General features: G+C 72.8%; 10 protein-coding genes. 6 read left to right on the top strand and 4 right to left on the bottom strand.

All coding sequences use genetic code 11. From position 1 onward, the window contains the following. Positions 1-87: 87 nt before the first annotated feature. Both PWG71_RS03775 and moaA read right to left on the bottom strand, forming a co-directional pair. Positions 88-1,275 carry an RtcB family protein gene (locus PWG71_RS03775; protein ID WP_274808038.1) on the bottom strand — a complete coding sequence of 396 codons (1,188 nt, stop codon included), beginning with the start codon at positions 1,273-1,275 and terminating at the stop codon, positions 88-90. 120 nt (positions 1,276-1,395) lie between these two features. Next, the gene (moaA, locus tag PWG71_RS03770) at positions 1,396-2,403 is read right to left on the bottom strand and encodes a GTP 3',8-cyclase MoaA (protein ID WP_274808037.1); all 1,008 of its coding nucleotides are present in this window, start codon (positions 2,401-2,403) and stop codon (positions 1,396-1,398) included. A 324-nt stretch (positions 2,404-2,727) separates the two neighbouring features. On the opposite strand from moaA, the gene PWG71_RS03765 reads away from it, so the two are divergent. Then, positions 2,728-3,549 carry an alpha/beta hydrolase gene (locus PWG71_RS03765; RefSeq protein ID WP_274808036.1) on the top strand — a complete coding sequence of 274 codons (822 nt, stop codon included), beginning with the start codon at positions 2,728-2,730 and terminating at the stop codon, positions 3,547-3,549. A 40-nt stretch (positions 3,550-3,589) separates the two neighbouring features. On the opposite strand, the gene yczR is transcribed toward PWG71_RS03765, so the two are convergent. Then, positions 3,590-5,071 carry a MocR-like transcription factor YczR gene (gene yczR / locus PWG71_RS03760; protein ID WP_274808035.1) on the bottom strand — a complete coding sequence of 494 codons (1,482 nt, stop codon included), beginning with the start codon at positions 5,069-5,071 and terminating at the stop codon, positions 3,590-3,592. 236 nt (positions 5,072-5,307) lie between these two features. Between yczR and yczE the strand changes: the two genes are divergently transcribed. Together yczE and PWG71_RS03750 are read left to right on the top strand one after the other, a co-directional pair. Further along, on the top strand, positions 5,308-5,943 hold the full coding sequence (yczE, locus tag PWG71_RS03755; protein ID WP_274808137.1) for a membrane protein YczE: 636 nt from the start codon (positions 5,308-5,310) through the stop codon (positions 5,941-5,943). Positions 5,944-6,374: 431 nt separating this feature from the next. Then, positions 6,375-8,180, top strand: a complete 1,806-nt coding sequence (locus tag PWG71_RS03750) for a glycoside hydrolase family 15 protein (protein ID WP_274808034.1) — start codon at positions 6,375-6,377, stop codon at positions 8,178-8,180. A gap of 237 nt (positions 8,181-8,417) precedes the next feature. Here the strand turns inward: PWG71_RS03750 and PWG71_RS03745 are convergent, their stop codons facing one another. Next, positions 8,418-10,781 (bottom strand): protein kinase domain-containing protein, encoded by a 2,364-nt coding sequence (locus PWG71_RS03745; protein ID WP_274808033.1) that lies wholly within the window; start codon positions 10,779-10,781, stop codon positions 8,418-8,420. A 190-nt stretch (positions 10,782-10,971) separates the two neighbouring features. On the opposite strand from PWG71_RS03745, the gene PWG71_RS03740 reads away from it, so the two are divergent. The 3 genes from PWG71_RS03740 (at position 10,972) to PWG71_RS03730 (ending at position 14,983) form a co-directional block, all read left to right on the top strand. Continuing rightward, positions 10,972-12,642 (top strand): serine/threonine-protein kinase, encoded by a 1,671-nt coding sequence (locus PWG71_RS03740; protein ID WP_274808032.1) that lies wholly within the window; start codon positions 10,972-10,974, stop codon positions 12,640-12,642. A gap of 472 nt (positions 12,643-13,114) precedes the next feature. Beyond that, complete coding sequence (locus tag PWG71_RS03735) at positions 13,115-13,786, top strand: uracil-DNA glycosylase (protein WP_274808136.1); 672 nt, start codon at positions 13,115-13,117, stop codon at positions 13,784-13,786. A gap of 273 nt (positions 13,787-14,059) precedes the next feature. Then, positions 14,060-14,983 carry an aminoglycoside phosphotransferase family protein gene (locus tag PWG71_RS03730; RefSeq protein WP_274808031.1) on the top strand — a complete coding sequence of 308 codons (924 nt, stop codon included), beginning with the start codon at positions 14,060-14,062 and terminating at the stop codon, positions 14,981-14,983. Positions 14,984-15,079: the final 96 nt, after the last annotated feature.

The raw sequence follows: 15,079 nt of genomic DNA, 5'->3' as shown, positions 1-15,079 counted from the left end.
TGGCCGAACCCGTCACAGGGCCGCTCCCGGCGATGGCGAGCGGCACGGAAGGCGGCCCGGCCGGAACCGGCCGGGCCGCCCGCACCCTCACCCCTTGACGCAGATCACCTGACGCAGGCGCGCGACCACGCGCACCAGGTCGGTCTGGGCCTCGATGACCGACTCCAGGTCCTTGTACGCCGCCGGGATCTCATCGACCACACCGGCGTCCTTGCGGCATTCCACGCCCCTGGTCTGCTCGACCAGGTCGGCGGCGGTGAACGTCTTACGGGCCTTGGTCCGGCTCATCCGGCGTCCGGCCCCGTGCGACGCCGAGTTGAACGAGTCCTCGTTGCCCAGGCCCTTGACGATGTACGTCCCCGTCGCCATGCTGCCGGGGATGATCCCGTACTCCCCCGCACCTGCGCGGATCGCGCCCTTGCGGGTCACCAGGACGTCCACCCCGTCGTAGGTCTCCTCCGCCACGTAGTTGTGGTGGCAGGAGATCCACTGCCCGAACCCGGTGCCCGGCACCTGCCGGGCCAGGACCTCGCAGGCCAGCCCCATCATGACGTCGCGGTTGCGGCGGGCGTAGTCCTGCGCCCAGAACAGGTCCCGGCGGTAGGCGTCCATCTCCGGGGTCCCGGTGAGGAACACCGCCAGGTCGCGGTCGGGCAGGTCCTGGTTGTGCGGCAGGTCGCGGGCCTCGCCGATGTGGTGGTCGGCCAGTTCCTTGCCGATGTTGCGCGACCCCGAGTGCAGCACCAGCCACACCGCGCCCTCGTCGTCCAGGCACACCTCCAGGAAGTGGTTGCCCCCGCCGAGGGTGCCCAGCTGGCGCAGGGCCCGCTCGCGGCGCGGGTGGACGGCGTCGGCGAGGTCGTCGAACCCCTTCCAGAACGCGTCCCACGCCCGGCTGCGCAGTCCCGGGATCGTGGCGGGATCGACGGCCTCGTCGTGGAAGTGGAACCCGACCGGGATCGCCGCCTCCAGCGCCGAGCGCAGTCGGCCCAGGTCGTCCGGGAGCCGTTCGGCGGTCAGGTCGGTGCGCACCGCCGTCATGCCGCAGCCGATGTCGACGCCCACGGCGGCGGGGCTGACCGCGTCGCGCATGGCGATCACGGAGCCCACGGTGGCGCCCTTGCCGTAGTGGACGTCGGGCATCACGGCCAGGCCGTGGATCCAGGGCATGGCGGTGACGTTGTGGAGCTGCCGCATGGCGGCGTCCTCGACCTCGTCCGGGCGGGCCCACATGCGGATCGGGACCCGGTCGCCGGGGATCTCGGTATAGGTCATGACAGGCCACCTCCCTTTCCGCGAACGGCCTGTGCTTCGGGACGGACGCGAGCGCACCCCGAGACATTCAGCCGCAAAAGGTACTTTTCGTCCACCGATTTTCCGCCGCGGGACCTGCGATCACCCTCCGATCGCGGACATCGGCCGGGCCGGCTGGAGGAAGCCCGGGTCGTCGATGCCGTGGCCGGGGAGCTTGCGGGCGACCGCCGCCGTCCAGCGTTCGGCGATCTCCGCGTCGGAGGCGCCCTCGCGCAACGGGGTGCGCAGGTCGGACTCCTCGCGGGCGAACAGGCAGTTGCGGATCTGTCCGTCGGCGGTGAGCCGCACCCGGTCGCAGGTGCCGCAGAAGGGCCGGGTGACCGAGCCGATGACGCCGACGGTGGCCTCGTGCCCGTTCGGGAAGGTGTGCCCGAGGACCCGGAAGAGTTCGGCGGGCGCGCTGCCGCGCGCGGCCGGGTCGGCGTCGGCGAGGTCGAAGACGGCCTCCAGGCGGGCCAGGATCTCGTCGGCGGTGATCATGTCGTCGCGGCGCCACCCGTGCTGGGCGTCGAGCGGCATCTGCTCGATGAAGCGCAGCTCGTAGCCGTGCTCGATGCAGAAGCGCAGCAGGTCGGCGGCCTCGCCGTCGTTGACGCCGCGCATGAGGACCGTGTTGACCTTCACGGGGGTGAGCCCGGCGCGGGTGGCGCCGGTCAGGCCTTCGAGGACGTCGTCGAGTCGGCGGCGGCGGGCGAGGGTCTCGAACACGTCGTGGCGCAGGGTGTCGAGGGAGACGTTGACGCGGTCCAGGCCGGCCTCGGCCAGGGCGGGGGCCATGCGGGCCAGGCCGATGCCGTTGGTGGTGAGGGCGGTGTGGGGGCGGGGGCCCAGGGCGGTGGTGCCGGCGATGATGCCGGGCAGGCCGCGACGGAGCAGGGGTTCGCCGCCGGTGAAGCGCACCTCGGTGATGCCCAGGCGGGTGACCCCGATGTCGATGAGGCGCAGGAGTTCGTCGTCGGTGAGGAGCTCGGGCTTGGGCAGCCACTCCAGGCCTTCGGGAGGCATGCAGTAGGTGCACCGGAGGTTGCAGCGGTCGGTGAGCGAGACGCGCAGGTCCGTGGACACGCGCCCGTAAGAGTCGGCCAGCACGGGCGTCACCCTCTCCAGTTGAAATCGTCGAGCAGAACGCCACTCGTACCCACTTGCGGGATACCCACCCATCAGCGTAGAAGATCAACTTTCGGAATGAGTAGCCCTTATCAACCCGTTTGACGGATTTCGTCGGCGCACACGAGAGAACCCCCGTGTTTCCGGAGCATCATCCGGACCCCGTGCCGCCCGCCGCCCCGGCGACGTCCGGGGCGGCGGGCGGCGGGGTGAGCGCCCACGGGGCATGCCCTAAGGTGTCCCTCGCCACGGGCGATCGTCTCCGCGACCGCCGCAGGGGCGCACCCGACGAGGAGGCAGGACACGGTGATCACCACACGCGCTTGGGGACTGGCGGGCGGTCCGAACGGGTCCGGGAGGCTGGCGGCCCGGGCGTGGGCCCCCACCGGGGGCGAACCGACCTGGCTGGCCGTGCTGGTACACGGCTACGGCGAACACCTCGGACGCTACGAGCAGGTCGCCGCCGACCTGGTGGCCGCCGGCGCGGTGGTCTACGGCGCCGACCACCGGGGGCACGGGGGCTCCTCCGGCGAGCGCGTCCTCATCGACGACTTCGCGGGTGTCGTGGAGGACGTGCACCGGGTCGTCACGCAGGCCCGCACCGCCTACCGCACCCTGCCCCTGATCCTCATCGGTCACTCCATGGGCGGACTCATCGCCTCCCGTTACGCCCAGACCCACCCCGAGGCGCCCACCGCCCTGGTGCTGTCCGGACCGGTCCTGGGCCGGTGGGAGGCCCTGGAGGCGCTGGCCGCCGCCGAGGAGATCCCCGACGTGCCCATCGACCCCGCCACCCTGTCCCGCGACCCGGCGGTGGGCGAGGCCTACGTGGCCGACGAACTGGTCTGGCACGGCCCGTTCAAGCGCACGACGGTGAACGCGATGCTGACGGAGGTCGAGCGGGGCGTGGAGGCCGGACCCCTGGTCGGGCCGCCCCTGCTGTGGGTGCACGGCTCCGACGACCGGCTGGTGCCGATCTCCGGCACCGCGAGGGGCATCGAGGCGATCAGGGGCGAGGACTTCACGGCGCGGATCTTCCCCGGCGCCCGCCACGAGGTGTTCAACGAGACGAACCGGGACGAGGTGATCGGCGAGGTCGTGCGCTTCGCCCACCGGTTCGTCTCCTGAGCCCGCTCACCCCCGGCCCGGTGCCCGGCCCCGCGCGGACTCAGACGTAGAGCCGCCCGTGGGGCTGGGCCGGGTGGGCCAGCGTCTCGGCGTAGGCGGCGGAGAGGCGGTCCACGGCGTCGGCGAGCACGTCCGGCGGCCGGGTGTAGGACAGGCGCAGATAACGCTCCAGCGTCCCGTCCGTGCCGAACACCGGCCCCGCCGCCGGGTGGACGCCGTGGCGGACCGCGGCCGCGGACAGGGCGCTCGCCACCGGGTGCGGCAGCGCCGCCCACAGCACCAGGCCGCCGCCCGGCACGTTGGGCCGCCAGTCGGGCAGCCGGTCGCGCAGCGCCGTCAGCAGGGCGTCCCGGTTGCGGCGGAGCCAGCGGCTGCGCTCGGCGCGGATGCGCATGACGTCGGCGAGCAGGTGGGTGGTGGTGAGCTGGTCCAGGACCGACCCCGCCAGGTCGAAGCGCTGGCGGACCGCCATGAGCCGGGCCACCATCGGCGGTGTGGTGCGCACCCAGCCCACCCGCAGCCCGCCCCACAGCAGTTTGCCCACCGAGCCGATCGAGATGACCCGGCCGTCGGTGTCGTGGGCGGCCACCGGGGTGGGCAGGTCGCCGGAGTCGATGGCCAGCTCGGCCACGGACTCGTCGATGACCAGCTGGGTGCCGGCCCGGCGCGCCTCGCGCACCAGGACCCGGCGTTCGTCGTCGTCCATGAGGGCGCCGGTGGGGTTCTGGAAGTCGGGGATGAGGTAGGCCAGCTCCGGTTTCCACTGGCGGAACGCGTCCACCAGGTACTCCATGTCCCAGCCCTGCGGGGTCACCCCGACGGTGCGCACCCGGGCGCCGGTGCGGCGGACCGCGTCCACGGCGTGCGGATAGGTGGGCGACTCCACCAGGACCTCGTCCCCGGCCTGCACGAGCAGGTCCAGGACCAGGGCCACCCCCTGCTGGGCGCCGTTGGTGACGAAGATCTGTCCGGGGGTGGTGGGCAGGCCGCGCTCGACGTAGCGGCGGGCGATGGCGTGGCGCAGTTCGGGCAGGCCGTAGGGGTGGTAGCCGAGCCCGCCGACGTGCGCGGCCAGCTGTTCGGCGGCCCGGAACCCGGCGTCGCGCAACCCCTCCACGGCCGGAGGGCCGGCCACTCCCAGGTCGATCTGCTCGGCACCGGACAGGAACGGTGACGGGGAGGACTCCCCGGCGCCGGCGTCGGGCAGGACGGTCCAGCTGCCGGCCCCCTGGCGGCTGTCCAGGAACCGGTTGTCGCGCAGCCAGGCGTAGGCGGCGGTGACGGTGTTGCGGCTGACCCCCAGTGCGGTGGCCAGGTCGCGCTCGGCGGGCAGGCGGGTGTTGGTGGGGACCCGCCCGTCCAGCACCAGGCCGCTGACGGCGCGGGCGATGGCCAGGTAGTAGGGGCGTTCCACGGGGGCCTCGCCGATGAGGCGGGCCAGCAGGCGGCCGTTGATCCGCCGGGACCCGCCGCCCGCGGTGGAGCGCTCCGATGTGCGGACCCCGCCGCCCTGTCGCGCCATGACACCGCGCCTTTCCGCGCCCGCCCAGGGCCACTTGTTGGAATTGGCACTGTGAACGTGGTGCCACATCGGCCAGGATACCGAAGTGGCACCTCTGCGGAACGGGGGATCATCGCGGGTGCCCGAAGACGCCCGGAGCCCGCGCCCGCATCTCATCCGATGATCCCCTCTTTTCCTTGAAAGGACGTCCCGTGAACGAACGGCGCGGCCCCCGCCCCTCCCTCCTGAGCCGGGTGATGATCACCCCCGTGCTCCCCCGGCCGCGACTGCGCCGCCTGGTCCGGCTGTACGTCGGCCTGACCCTGTACGGGCTCAGCGTCGCCCTGCTGATCGAGTCCGGCCTGGGAGCGATGCCCTGGGCCGTGCTGGACCAGGGCCTGGCCCTGCGCACCGGGCTGTCCGTCGGCACCTGGACCGTCATCGTCGGGGCGCTCCTGATGCTGCTGTGGATCCCCCTGAGGCAGAAGCCGGGCCTGGGCACGCTGAGCAACGTGATCGTGGTGGGCGTGACCGCGGACCTGTTCCTGTGGCTGCTGCCGGAGACCGGGGTGCCGTGGATCCGCGTCGGCGAACTACTCGTCGGGATCCTGGCGTGCGCGATGGCCACCGGTTGCTACATCGGGGCCGGTCTGGGCCCGGGCCCGCGCGACGGGCTCATGACGGGACTGGCGGCCCTGGGGATCTCGGTGCGGCTGGCCCGCACCGGGATCGAGGCGCTCGTGGTCGTCACCGGGTTCCTGCTGGGCGGCACGGTGGGGGTGGGCACCCTGTTGTTCGCCGTGACGATCGGCCCGCTCGCCCAGATCTTCCTCCCCTTGTTCCGGATGTCCGAGAACCTCCCCGAAACCCCGATCAGATCGGGCCATCGGTGACCTCGTCATCGTTTGTTGATCACCACGACGTAACTTCTGAACCGACAAAAACCCCAATCGACCACATATCCGGCTGCACTCTCCAATGCACGTGCAATTGCGGGTGGCGCGTGCCCGGCGCAGGGGGGAAGATGGGGAATCGCGGTGAACGGAAGGACCGTCTTGGAGCGGCTCCCGGGGACCGACCTTTTCGCCTGCCCTCACCTGGGAACATAACCGGGTACAGGGGCATGCGGCAGGTGGTCCGAGGGGAGAGGCCGTGATCCGAGCGGCGCCCCGGTCCGCGGCGGACGCCGCTCCGCCGGAACGGGCCGGGAGAAGCACCCCGACGGGGCGTGCACACGGGCGTGCGCGATGTGGTCCGCAATGGAGCGCCGCGATCCCGTCCGGAGGCGAGAGTGCCGCGCCGACCGCAAGGACTCAACGATGTGATGGGGGTGAGCCGCGTGCCCGGCTGGATTGAAGACTACGCAATGATCGGCGACATGCAGACCGCCGCTCTGGTCGGTCGCGACGGTTCCATCGACTGGGCCTGTCTGCCCGACTTCGACTCCTCGGCCTGCTTCGCGGCCCTGCTCGGCGACGAACAGAACGGCTGCTGGACCCTGCGCCCCGCCGACGGCGATCCCCGCGCCGCCCGGCGGCGCTACCGGGGAAACACCCTCATCCTGGAATCGGAGTGGGACACCGACACCGGCTCGGTCCGGGTCATCGACTTCATGCCCCCGCGCGGCGGGGCCCCGCACATCGTCCGCCTCGTGGAGGGGCTCAGCGGCAGCGTCACCATGGAGACCGTGTTGCGCCTGCGCTTCGACTACGGCCACGTGGTGCCGTGGGTGCATCGGGCCGGCACCGAACTGGTGGCGGTCGCCGGACCCGACGCCGTCTGGCTCAGCACCCCCGTCCACCTCCAAGGGCACAACTTCACCCACGACGCCACCTTCACCGTCACCGCGGGCCAACGGGTGTCCTTCGTCATGACCTGGCACCCCTCCCAGGTGGAGGAGTCCGACCACCTCGACGCCGAGAAGGCGCTGTCGCGCACCGAGCGGTTCTGGGAGAAGTGGGTGTCCCAGTGCACCTACGAGGGCCCCTACCGCGAGGCCGTCATCCGCTCCCTCATCGTGTTGAAGGCGCTCACCTACCGGCCCACCGGCGGGATCGTCGCCGCCCCCACCACCTCGCTGCCCGAGGAGATCGGCGGCGTCCGCAACTGGGACTACCGCTACTGCTGGCTGCGCGACGCCACCATCACCCTGGAGGCGCTCATCCGCTCCGGGTACAAGGACGAGGCGCTGGCCTGGCGCGAATGGCTGGTCCGGGCCGTGGCCGGCGAACCCCAGCTGATGCAGATCATGTACGGCATCCGGGGCGAACGACGGCTCACCGAGTGGGAGGCCGACTGGCTGCCCGGGTACGAGGCGTCCCGGCCGGTGCGCATCGGCAACGCCGCCGTGGGCCAGTACCAGCTGGACGTGTACGGCGAGGTCATGGACGTCCTGCACCTGGCCCGGCGCTCGGGCATCCGGGGCGGCGACTACCTGTGGGGGTTGCAGCGCTCCCTGGTCAACTACCTGGAATGGTGCTGGGACGAACCCGACGAGGGCCTGTGGGAGGTGCGCGGACCCCGGCAGCACTTCGTGCACTCCAAGGTGATGGCCTGGGTGGCGGCCGACCGGGCGGTGCGCAGCATCGAGGAGTTCGGCAAGGAGGGACCCATCGAACGGTGGCGGGCCCTGCGCGACACCATCCACTCCGAGGTGTGCGAGTACGGGTACGACCCGCAACGCAACACGTTCACCCAGTACTACGGCAGCAAGGAACTGGACGCCGCGCTGCTGCTCATCCCCGAGGTGGGGTTCCTGCCCTACGACGACCCGCGGGTCATCGGGACCATCGAGGCGGTGCGCAAGGACCTGATGGTGGACGGGTTCGTGCTGCGTTACCGGACCGACCTGGAGAACTCCGCCGACCAGCTGCCCGGCGACGAGGGCGCGTTCCTGGCGTGCAGCTTCTGGATGGCCAACGCGCTGCTGTCCATCGGACGGCAGGAGGAGGCCAAGGAGCTGTTCGAGCGGCTGCTGGCCCTGCGCAACGACGTGGGACTGCTCGCCGAGGAGTGGGACCCGCGGATCGGCCGCCAGGTGGGCAACTTCCCGCAGGCGTTCAGCCACGTGCCGCTGGTGACGACGGCGCTCAACCTGGCCGACCGGCAGGGCGGGTGGCGCGCCGAGTAGCACGGGAGGAGCGCGGCCCCGGCCGCCGACGGTGCCCGGTGGCCGACCCGTGGGTTCCAGCGGTGGTCGCAACACCCCGTGTTCGGGGAGGTTGCGACCACCGTGTCGTTCGCGGAAAAGCGCGAGCATGTCCTTGCCCTGCTCGACGAGATCGAAAGCGTCGCGCGCACCGGGTGATGGACGGTCCCGTCCTCCGGTGGTCACGGCACCGGGCGTCCACGTCCCGGCCGCTCGCCCTCAGGAGGTGAGGGTGGGGTCGGCCCAGACCGGGTAGACGCCGTTCTGATCGCTGTCCACCTCGATGCGCAGACGCAGGGCGTCGCGCACGTCGACCTCGATGTCCAGGGTCTCCCCCAGCTTCAGGGTCTCGGTCACTTCGGGCTCACCGTCGGTGTAGACGGTGAACGTGGTGGTCGCCGAGGCGCTGGAGTTGTCGTCGACACCGATGGTGGCCGTGAAGGTCGACCACTTGCGGCCCAGGTTGTAGTCGGCCCACCCGTCGCAGGACGAGCTGTGCTGCATGCAGAAACCAGGGACGATCGCCCGGGTGTAGGCCTGCCCGTCGACCTCCGCCCTACCGGTCTCCGGGCGCCAGTAGCCGTCGTCGTCGACGATCTCCAACTGGGTGAGCAGGGTGCTGTCGCCCGGCGCCGGGTCGCCGGCGGAGCCGTCCGTGTCGGCCGCGGACGCCGATTCCTCCTCCGTGGGAAGGTCCGCCGCGGACGGGGCCTCCTCGGAGGCGGACGGTTCGCCGGGGGCGTCGGCGGCGACCTGCCGGGAGTCGCCCCCCAGGAAGGGCAGGCCCCGGTCCATGACCACGTAGGTCAGGGCGGCACCGCCGAACATGCCGAGCACGGTGACGACCGCGAGGCCGATGATCAGGGGCTTGCGCGACTTCTTCCCGGGGGCTTCCGGCGCGGGCGGAGCGCCGTGGGCCGGGAAGGCCCCGGTGGCCGCCCCGGCGGGCGGTCCCCAGGCGGGCCGGGAGTACGCGGGCGGGGGACCGTAGGCGGGACCGGGGTTCATCGGGCCCGAACGTGTCGGACCGGAGCGGGGCGGGGGCATCGGCGGGCGTGCCGTGCCGCCCGGCGGGGTGGGGCCGCCGGCTCTCCCCGGCGGCGGCCCGGCGGGGGCGCGCGGCGCGGGCGAGGGACCGGGGCCGGGACGCTGCTGGACGGGGCGTCCGCGCATCCCGCCGACCGGGCGGTGCGGCATCTCCTCGATCCGGGAATCCCCCGTCCCGGAGGGCGGGACGACGGTCGCCTCGGAATCGGAGGCCGCCGGACCTCCACCGGGGGCGGGCGTCGGGTTCGACGACAGGACGACGGTCGCGTCCGTGCCGGACGGCGGGGTCCGAGGGTCGGCAGGGGCCCGGGGGGCGTCCGGGCCCCGGCCACCGGGGATGATCACCGTGTCGGCGGTGTCGGACGGGGTGCCCGGGGCGGGCGGGGCGCCGGGGACGGGCGGGCTGGCGGGTGGAGGACCGGCGAACGGCGCGCCCTGGGGCGGCGCCGAGCCCTTCGGAGCGCCGCCCGGCAGCGCGGAGGGGTCGATCTTCGCGGTCGCCAGGGTGTCCTCGTCGGACCCGCCCGGCTCGTCCGGGACGTCCGCCCCGTCCGCGACGGCGCTGAACAGCGACGCCGCGAACACGGCGGAGGCACCGGGGTCACCGTCGGCCACCGGGCCGCCGGGTTCGTGCCCCGGGCCGGTCCACGGCACCGAGGTGGCCAGGGTCCGCAGCGCCCGGACCCAGTCCGAGGCCCCCGGGCGCTCGCCGGGTTCGGCCGAGAACATCGACACGATCAGGGCGCGCGTGCGCTCCCCGGCGTCGGCGACCAGCGGCAGGGCCGCGAAGCGTTCGCGCAGCTGCTCGGGGGCGGGCGGCGGGTCCTCACCGGTCAGGGCGTAGAACGCCACGGCGCCGAAGGCGTAGCGGTCGGTGGCCGGGGAGTACTCGCCGCCGAAGATCTCCGGAGCCGCGTACCCCGGGGTGAACCACGGGCGGGCCGTCATGTGCCGGGCCGCGATGCGGCTGAGCCCGAAGTCCACCAGGGTGGCCTGACCGTCCGCGTCGATCATGACGTTGCCCGGGGAGAGGTCACCGTGCACCACCGGGCGCCGGGAGGGGGTGGCCCGACCCGAGTGCAGCATGTCCAGCACCTGCGCGACCTGCTCCAGGTGGCGCAGCGCCTCGCGCTGTCCGCGCGGGCCCTCCTCGGCGTGCTCGGCCCGCCAGTCGCGCAGGTCCAGGCCGTCGATGTGGTTCATCACCAGGTACAGGCAGCGTTCGGTGTACTCCCCGGACCGCCCCTCGGGGTGTTCGGGGGCACCCTCGAAGTGTTCGCGGACACCCACCACGCCCAGCCGGTTGATGAAGCGCAACAGCTCCGCCTGCTCGGCCCAGCGCGAGCTCAACTCGGCGAATTGGGCCGGATCGGTGGTGACGTCGGCGTCCAGGGCCTTGACCACGACCGGTTCGGTCTGCCCGGCCAGGGTCACCTCGGCCAGGTAGAGGGTGGCCTCGCCGCCGCGTCCCACGGAACGGACCAGACGGTACTTGTCCGGTTGGGAGTCCGGACCGACGTAGAGACTCAGGCTCACGGCTGTGGCACTCGATTTCACGGTGGGGGCTCGGGCATCGCCCACGAGGTCGGGGGTTCGGGCTGTGGGCACAGGGGACCACATTAACGCGGACGACTGTACCCTTACGCCCTGTACGGCCCCAATGGCCGGGAACGGCCGTGGGACCGTGGGGCCGTGGGCGAGGCACGGGAGACGGTGGGGGACGGGGATGGCCGACGAACGGGTGCTGGGCGGCCGCTACCGCCTGCTCTCCCGCCTGGGTCGCGGCGGCATGGGCGAGGTGTGGCGAGCGGTCGACGGGCTTCTGGACCGCCCCGTCGCGGTCAAGCTGGTGCGCGCCGAACGGGGCGACTCCGATGAGGCCGTGACGCGGTTCCGTCGCGAGGCCCGGGTGACCGCGCGGTTGGCCGGTCACCCCAACATCGTCATCCTGCACGACTTCGGCCAGGAGGCCGACGGTTCGGTGTACGCGGTGATGGAGCTGGTCGCCGGCCGCCCGCTCTCGGACGTGCTGCGCAACGCCGACCCGATGCCGGTCGCCCGCGCCACCGACCTGATGTCCCAGGCCGCCGCCGGGCTGGGTGCGGCGCACACGGCGGGGATCGTGCACCGCGACGTCAAGCCCGGGAACCTGATGGTGCTCGCGGAGGGCTCCGAACCCCACGGCGGCACCCTGAAGGTCCTCGACTTCGGGATCGCGGCGTTCACCGCGGCCGCCCAGAGCCGTCGGCTCACCCAGACCGGCCGGGTGCTGGGCACGCCCCTGTACATGGCGCCCGAGCAGGTGCGCGGAGAGCGGGTGGGGCAGGCCGGCGACCTGTACTCCGTGGGCGCGATCCTGTACCAGATGCTCACCGGCGAACCCCCGTTCCCCGGCGACGAACCGCTGGCGATCCTGCGCGGACACCTGCGGGAGAAGCCCCGCCCGGTGGCGTCGCTGCGCCCGGAACTGCCGGAGCCGCTGGCCGAACTGGTCGACTCGCTGCTCGCCAAACGGGCGCAGGAGCGGCCCGCCTCGGCCGAGGAGGTGCGCGAACGCCTGGCCCCGTTCACGGTGGCGCGGCCCTCCCGCCCGGTGTCGGCGTCGGACACCGGGGCCTCCCCGCCGGTCCCCCGCACCCGCCCGTACACGCAGGTCGCCACGACGCGCACGCCCGGCGCCGAGAGCGAGGACCGGTTCCGGCTGCGGTCCATGGTGGAGGCGGCCCAGGAACTGGCGGGCGAGGGACGCTACGCCGAGGCGGCGGAGCGGTTGCGTCCGCTGCTGCCCCGGCTGCGCGCCGCGTTCGGCCCCGACGACCCCGAGACGCTGCGGGCCCGCCGCCGGGAGGCGTACCTGACCGGTAAGAGCGGCGCCCACGCGCGGGCGGCGGAGTCGATGGAGGCACTGCTGCCGGACATGCTGCGGGTTCACGGCCCCCGTCACCCGGAGACCCTGACGGTGCGCTACTACCTGGCGACCAACGCGGGCCGGGCGGGGGAGCACGCCAGGGCGGCCCGGGTGCACGCCGAACTGCTGCCCGATCTGGCGGCCGTGTACGGACCGGACACCGAACGGGTGCTCACCACCCACCTGTACCTGGCCTTCGAGACCGGGGAGGCGGGGGATCCGGGCAAGGCGGTCGGGATCCTCGACGAGCTGATCCCGGACCTGGAGCGGGCGCTGGGCGACGACCACCCGACGACGCTGCGGGCCCGCCACTACCAGGCCGCCTACCTGGGACACGCGGGCGATCCGTCCGAGGCGGCCCGCCGCTACCGGGACCTGGTCGCCCGGCACGTGCGGCTGTACGGAGAGGAGGCGCCGGAGACCGTCCGCGCCGCCGCCCACCTGCGCCGCTGGCACGGCCTGGCGAAAAAGGACCGTCCCAAGGCGTGAACCGGCCGCGACGGTCGCCCGGCGATCACGCCGTTCCGCCCCCGAGCGACGCTCCGCCTCCCCATCGTCGTCTCACATGGAACGTGACACGACCGCCCCCGCCCCGGCATCGGTTCTCGTGCCGCTCCTCGGGGGTGACGTCATCGTGACCCCCGAGGCGGAGGGCACGGCCCGGAACATCACCATCGACCGGGAGGCCGACGCCGGATACCCGCTCCTCGACGACGCACCGGTGGAGAGGACCACGGACCACGGCGGTTTCCTCGTCTACCGTGCCTTCGACGGGCGCCCGGTCGGCGTCGAAGTGCTCACGCTCCGACGCCCCCTCGACGTCGAAGCCGTGTCGAGGGCGCTCCGCGAAGACGGCCCGGAGGTCGACGCGGAGCCGCGCGCTGGGATGGCGGGTGTCCGTTCGAGGGCCGATCGACCGGAACGGCCGTGGGTGTCGCCGCCGGACGCTAATGTTCTGGCCATGCCCAAGGACCTCAACGAAATCATGGAAGCCGGGTGGGCGAAGGCCCTGGAGCCGGTCGCCCCGCAGATCGCCGCGATGGGCGACTTCCTCCGGCAGGAGGTCGCCGACGGGCGCACCTACCTGCCCGCCGGCGAACATGTCCTGCGCGCGTTCCAGCAGCCGTTCGACGACGTGCGCGTGCTCATCGTGGGCCAGGACCCCTACCCCACCCCCGGCAACCCGGTGGGGTTGAGCTTCTCCGTCGCCCCCGGTGTGCGGCCGCCCGCGAGTCTGAAGAACATCTACAAGGAGATGCAGGACGACCTCGGCCTGCCGATCCCCGACACCGGTGACCTCACCCCGTGGACGGAACAGGGCGTGCTCCTGCTCAACAGGGTGCTGACGGTGGAGCCCGGCAAGTCCGGTTCCCACCAGGGCAAGGGCTGGGAGGCCGTCACCGAGCAGGCCATCCGGGCCCTGGCCGAGCGGGACAAGCCGATGGTGGCGATCCTGTGGGGGCGCCAGGCCCGCAACCTGCGTCCGATGATGCCGGGCGTCCCGTGCGTGGAGTCGGCGCACCCGAGTCCCCTGTCCGCGCGCAGCGGGTTCTTCGGCTCCAAGCCGTTCAGCAAGACCGACGCGCTGTTGAAGGAGCAGGGCGCGGATCCGGTGGACTGGAGCCTCGTCTAGCCCCCGGAGCTCCCCACCCCTGTCGACCTGCGGACTCGGCACCGACCCCGGTGCCGGGTCCTCCCTGTGTTCCGCCCCCCGACGCCGGAAAGGTCCCTCGCACGTGACGAAGCAGCCCTCCTCCGCCTCGCCCGCCAACGCATCAGCGTCCTGTTCGCCATGCTCCGCGACGGAACCTTCTACGAGACCCGCATCCCCGAAGCAGCCGTCGCATGACCCTCGGCCCTACCTGTGGTCGCGGTGGGAAGCCCACTCCTCCGAAGGACGACCCCCATGAGTTCGCCGCAGGGTATCGAAGTCCCTGACGCCCTGGTCGCGTCGTACACGAGGAACGGTGGTGAAGCGGAACGGACCTGGATCACCCGGCTGCCCGCGCTGGTGGCGGAGCTGCTCGACCGATGGGAACTGAAGCGCGACGGCGGCATCGGGTCCGGCGAGGCCTCACTGGTGGTGCCGGTGCGCCGCACGGACGACACCCGCGCCGCGCTCGAACTCCAGATGCCCCGCGAGGAGACGACCGCCGCGCTGATCGGGCTGCGGGCGTGGAACGGCGACGGCATCGTGCGACTGCTCGACCACGACCCGGAGAGCAGCGCCGTGCTGCTGGAACGCCTGGACGGCTCACGCACCCTGGCTTCCGTCGAGGACGACGACGTGGCCATGAGCGCCTTGGCCGGACTTATGGCCCGGCTGCACTCCATCCCGGCGCCCGAGGGCCTGCGCGGCCTCGGTGACGTCGCGCGCGACATGCCGGCGTCCGTGCCTGCGGCGGTCGCCGCCCTGCCGGACCCCGACGACCAGCGGCGGCTGCACGCCTGGGCGTCGGCGGTCACCGAGCTGGTCGTCGAGCCCGGCGACCGGATGCTGCACTGGGACCTGCACTACGACAACGTGCTCGCCGCCGAGCGCGAGCCGTGGCTGGCCATCGACCCCGAACCCCTCGTCGGCGACCCGGGCTTCGACCTGTGGCCGGCGGTGGACACCGGCTGGGAGAAGCTCCACGCTACCGGGGACGCTCCCCGGGTGGTGCGGCGCCGCTTCGACCTGCTGACCGAGGCGCTCGGACTGGACCGCCGGCGCGCGGCCGGCTGGACCCTGGCCCGGCTGCTACAGAACACGCTGTGGGACATCGAGGACGGGCGGACCACCGTCGACCCGTCCCAGACCGCCGTGGCCGAGGCGCTGCCCCGCCACTGAACACTTCACCACCGAGCGCGACAGGCCCCCGAATCGCCCCGAACCAACATGGACGCCTTGACGAAAGACATAGAGGCACCCCCGAACCGCGGACCC

This window comes from Nocardiopsis sp. N85, from assembly GCF_028882275.1.
Lineage (GTDB): Bacteria > Actinomycetota > Actinomycetes > Streptosporangiales > Streptosporangiaceae > Nocardiopsis > Nocardiopsis lambiniae.
Note: the sequence above shows the minus strand (reverse complement) of the source record. Positions and strands in the feature narration are given on the sequence as shown.

What these genes read in the sequence shown, in the direction of transcription:
- PWG71_RS03775 (WP_274808038.1), bottom strand. Translation starts at nt 1,275, where the DNA reads ATGACCTATACCGAGATCCCCGGCGACCGGGTCCCGATCCGCATGTGG.
- yczR (WP_274808035.1), bottom strand. Translation starts at nt 5,071, where the DNA reads ATGGCGCGACAGGGCGGCGGGGTCCGCACATCGGAGCGCTCCACCGCG.
- yczE (WP_274808137.1), top strand. Translation starts at nt 5,308, where the DNA reads ATGATCACCCCCGTGCTCCCCCGGCCGCGACTGCGCCGCCTGGTCCGG.
- PWG71_RS03750 (WP_274808034.1), top strand. Translation starts at nt 6,375, where the DNA reads ATGGGGGTGAGCCGCGTGCCCGGCTGGATTGAAGACTACGCAATGATC.
- PWG71_RS03740 (WP_274808032.1), top strand. Translation starts at nt 10,972, where the DNA reads ATGGCCGACGAACGGGTGCTGGGCGGCCGCTACCGCCTGCTCTCCCGC.
- PWG71_RS03735 (WP_274808136.1), top strand. Translation starts at nt 13,115, where the DNA reads ATGCCCAAGGACCTCAACGAAATCATGGAAGCCGGGTGGGCGAAGGCC.
- PWG71_RS03730 (WP_274808031.1), top strand. Translation starts at nt 14,060, where the DNA reads ATGAGTTCGCCGCAGGGTATCGAAGTCCCTGACGCCCTGGTCGCGTCG.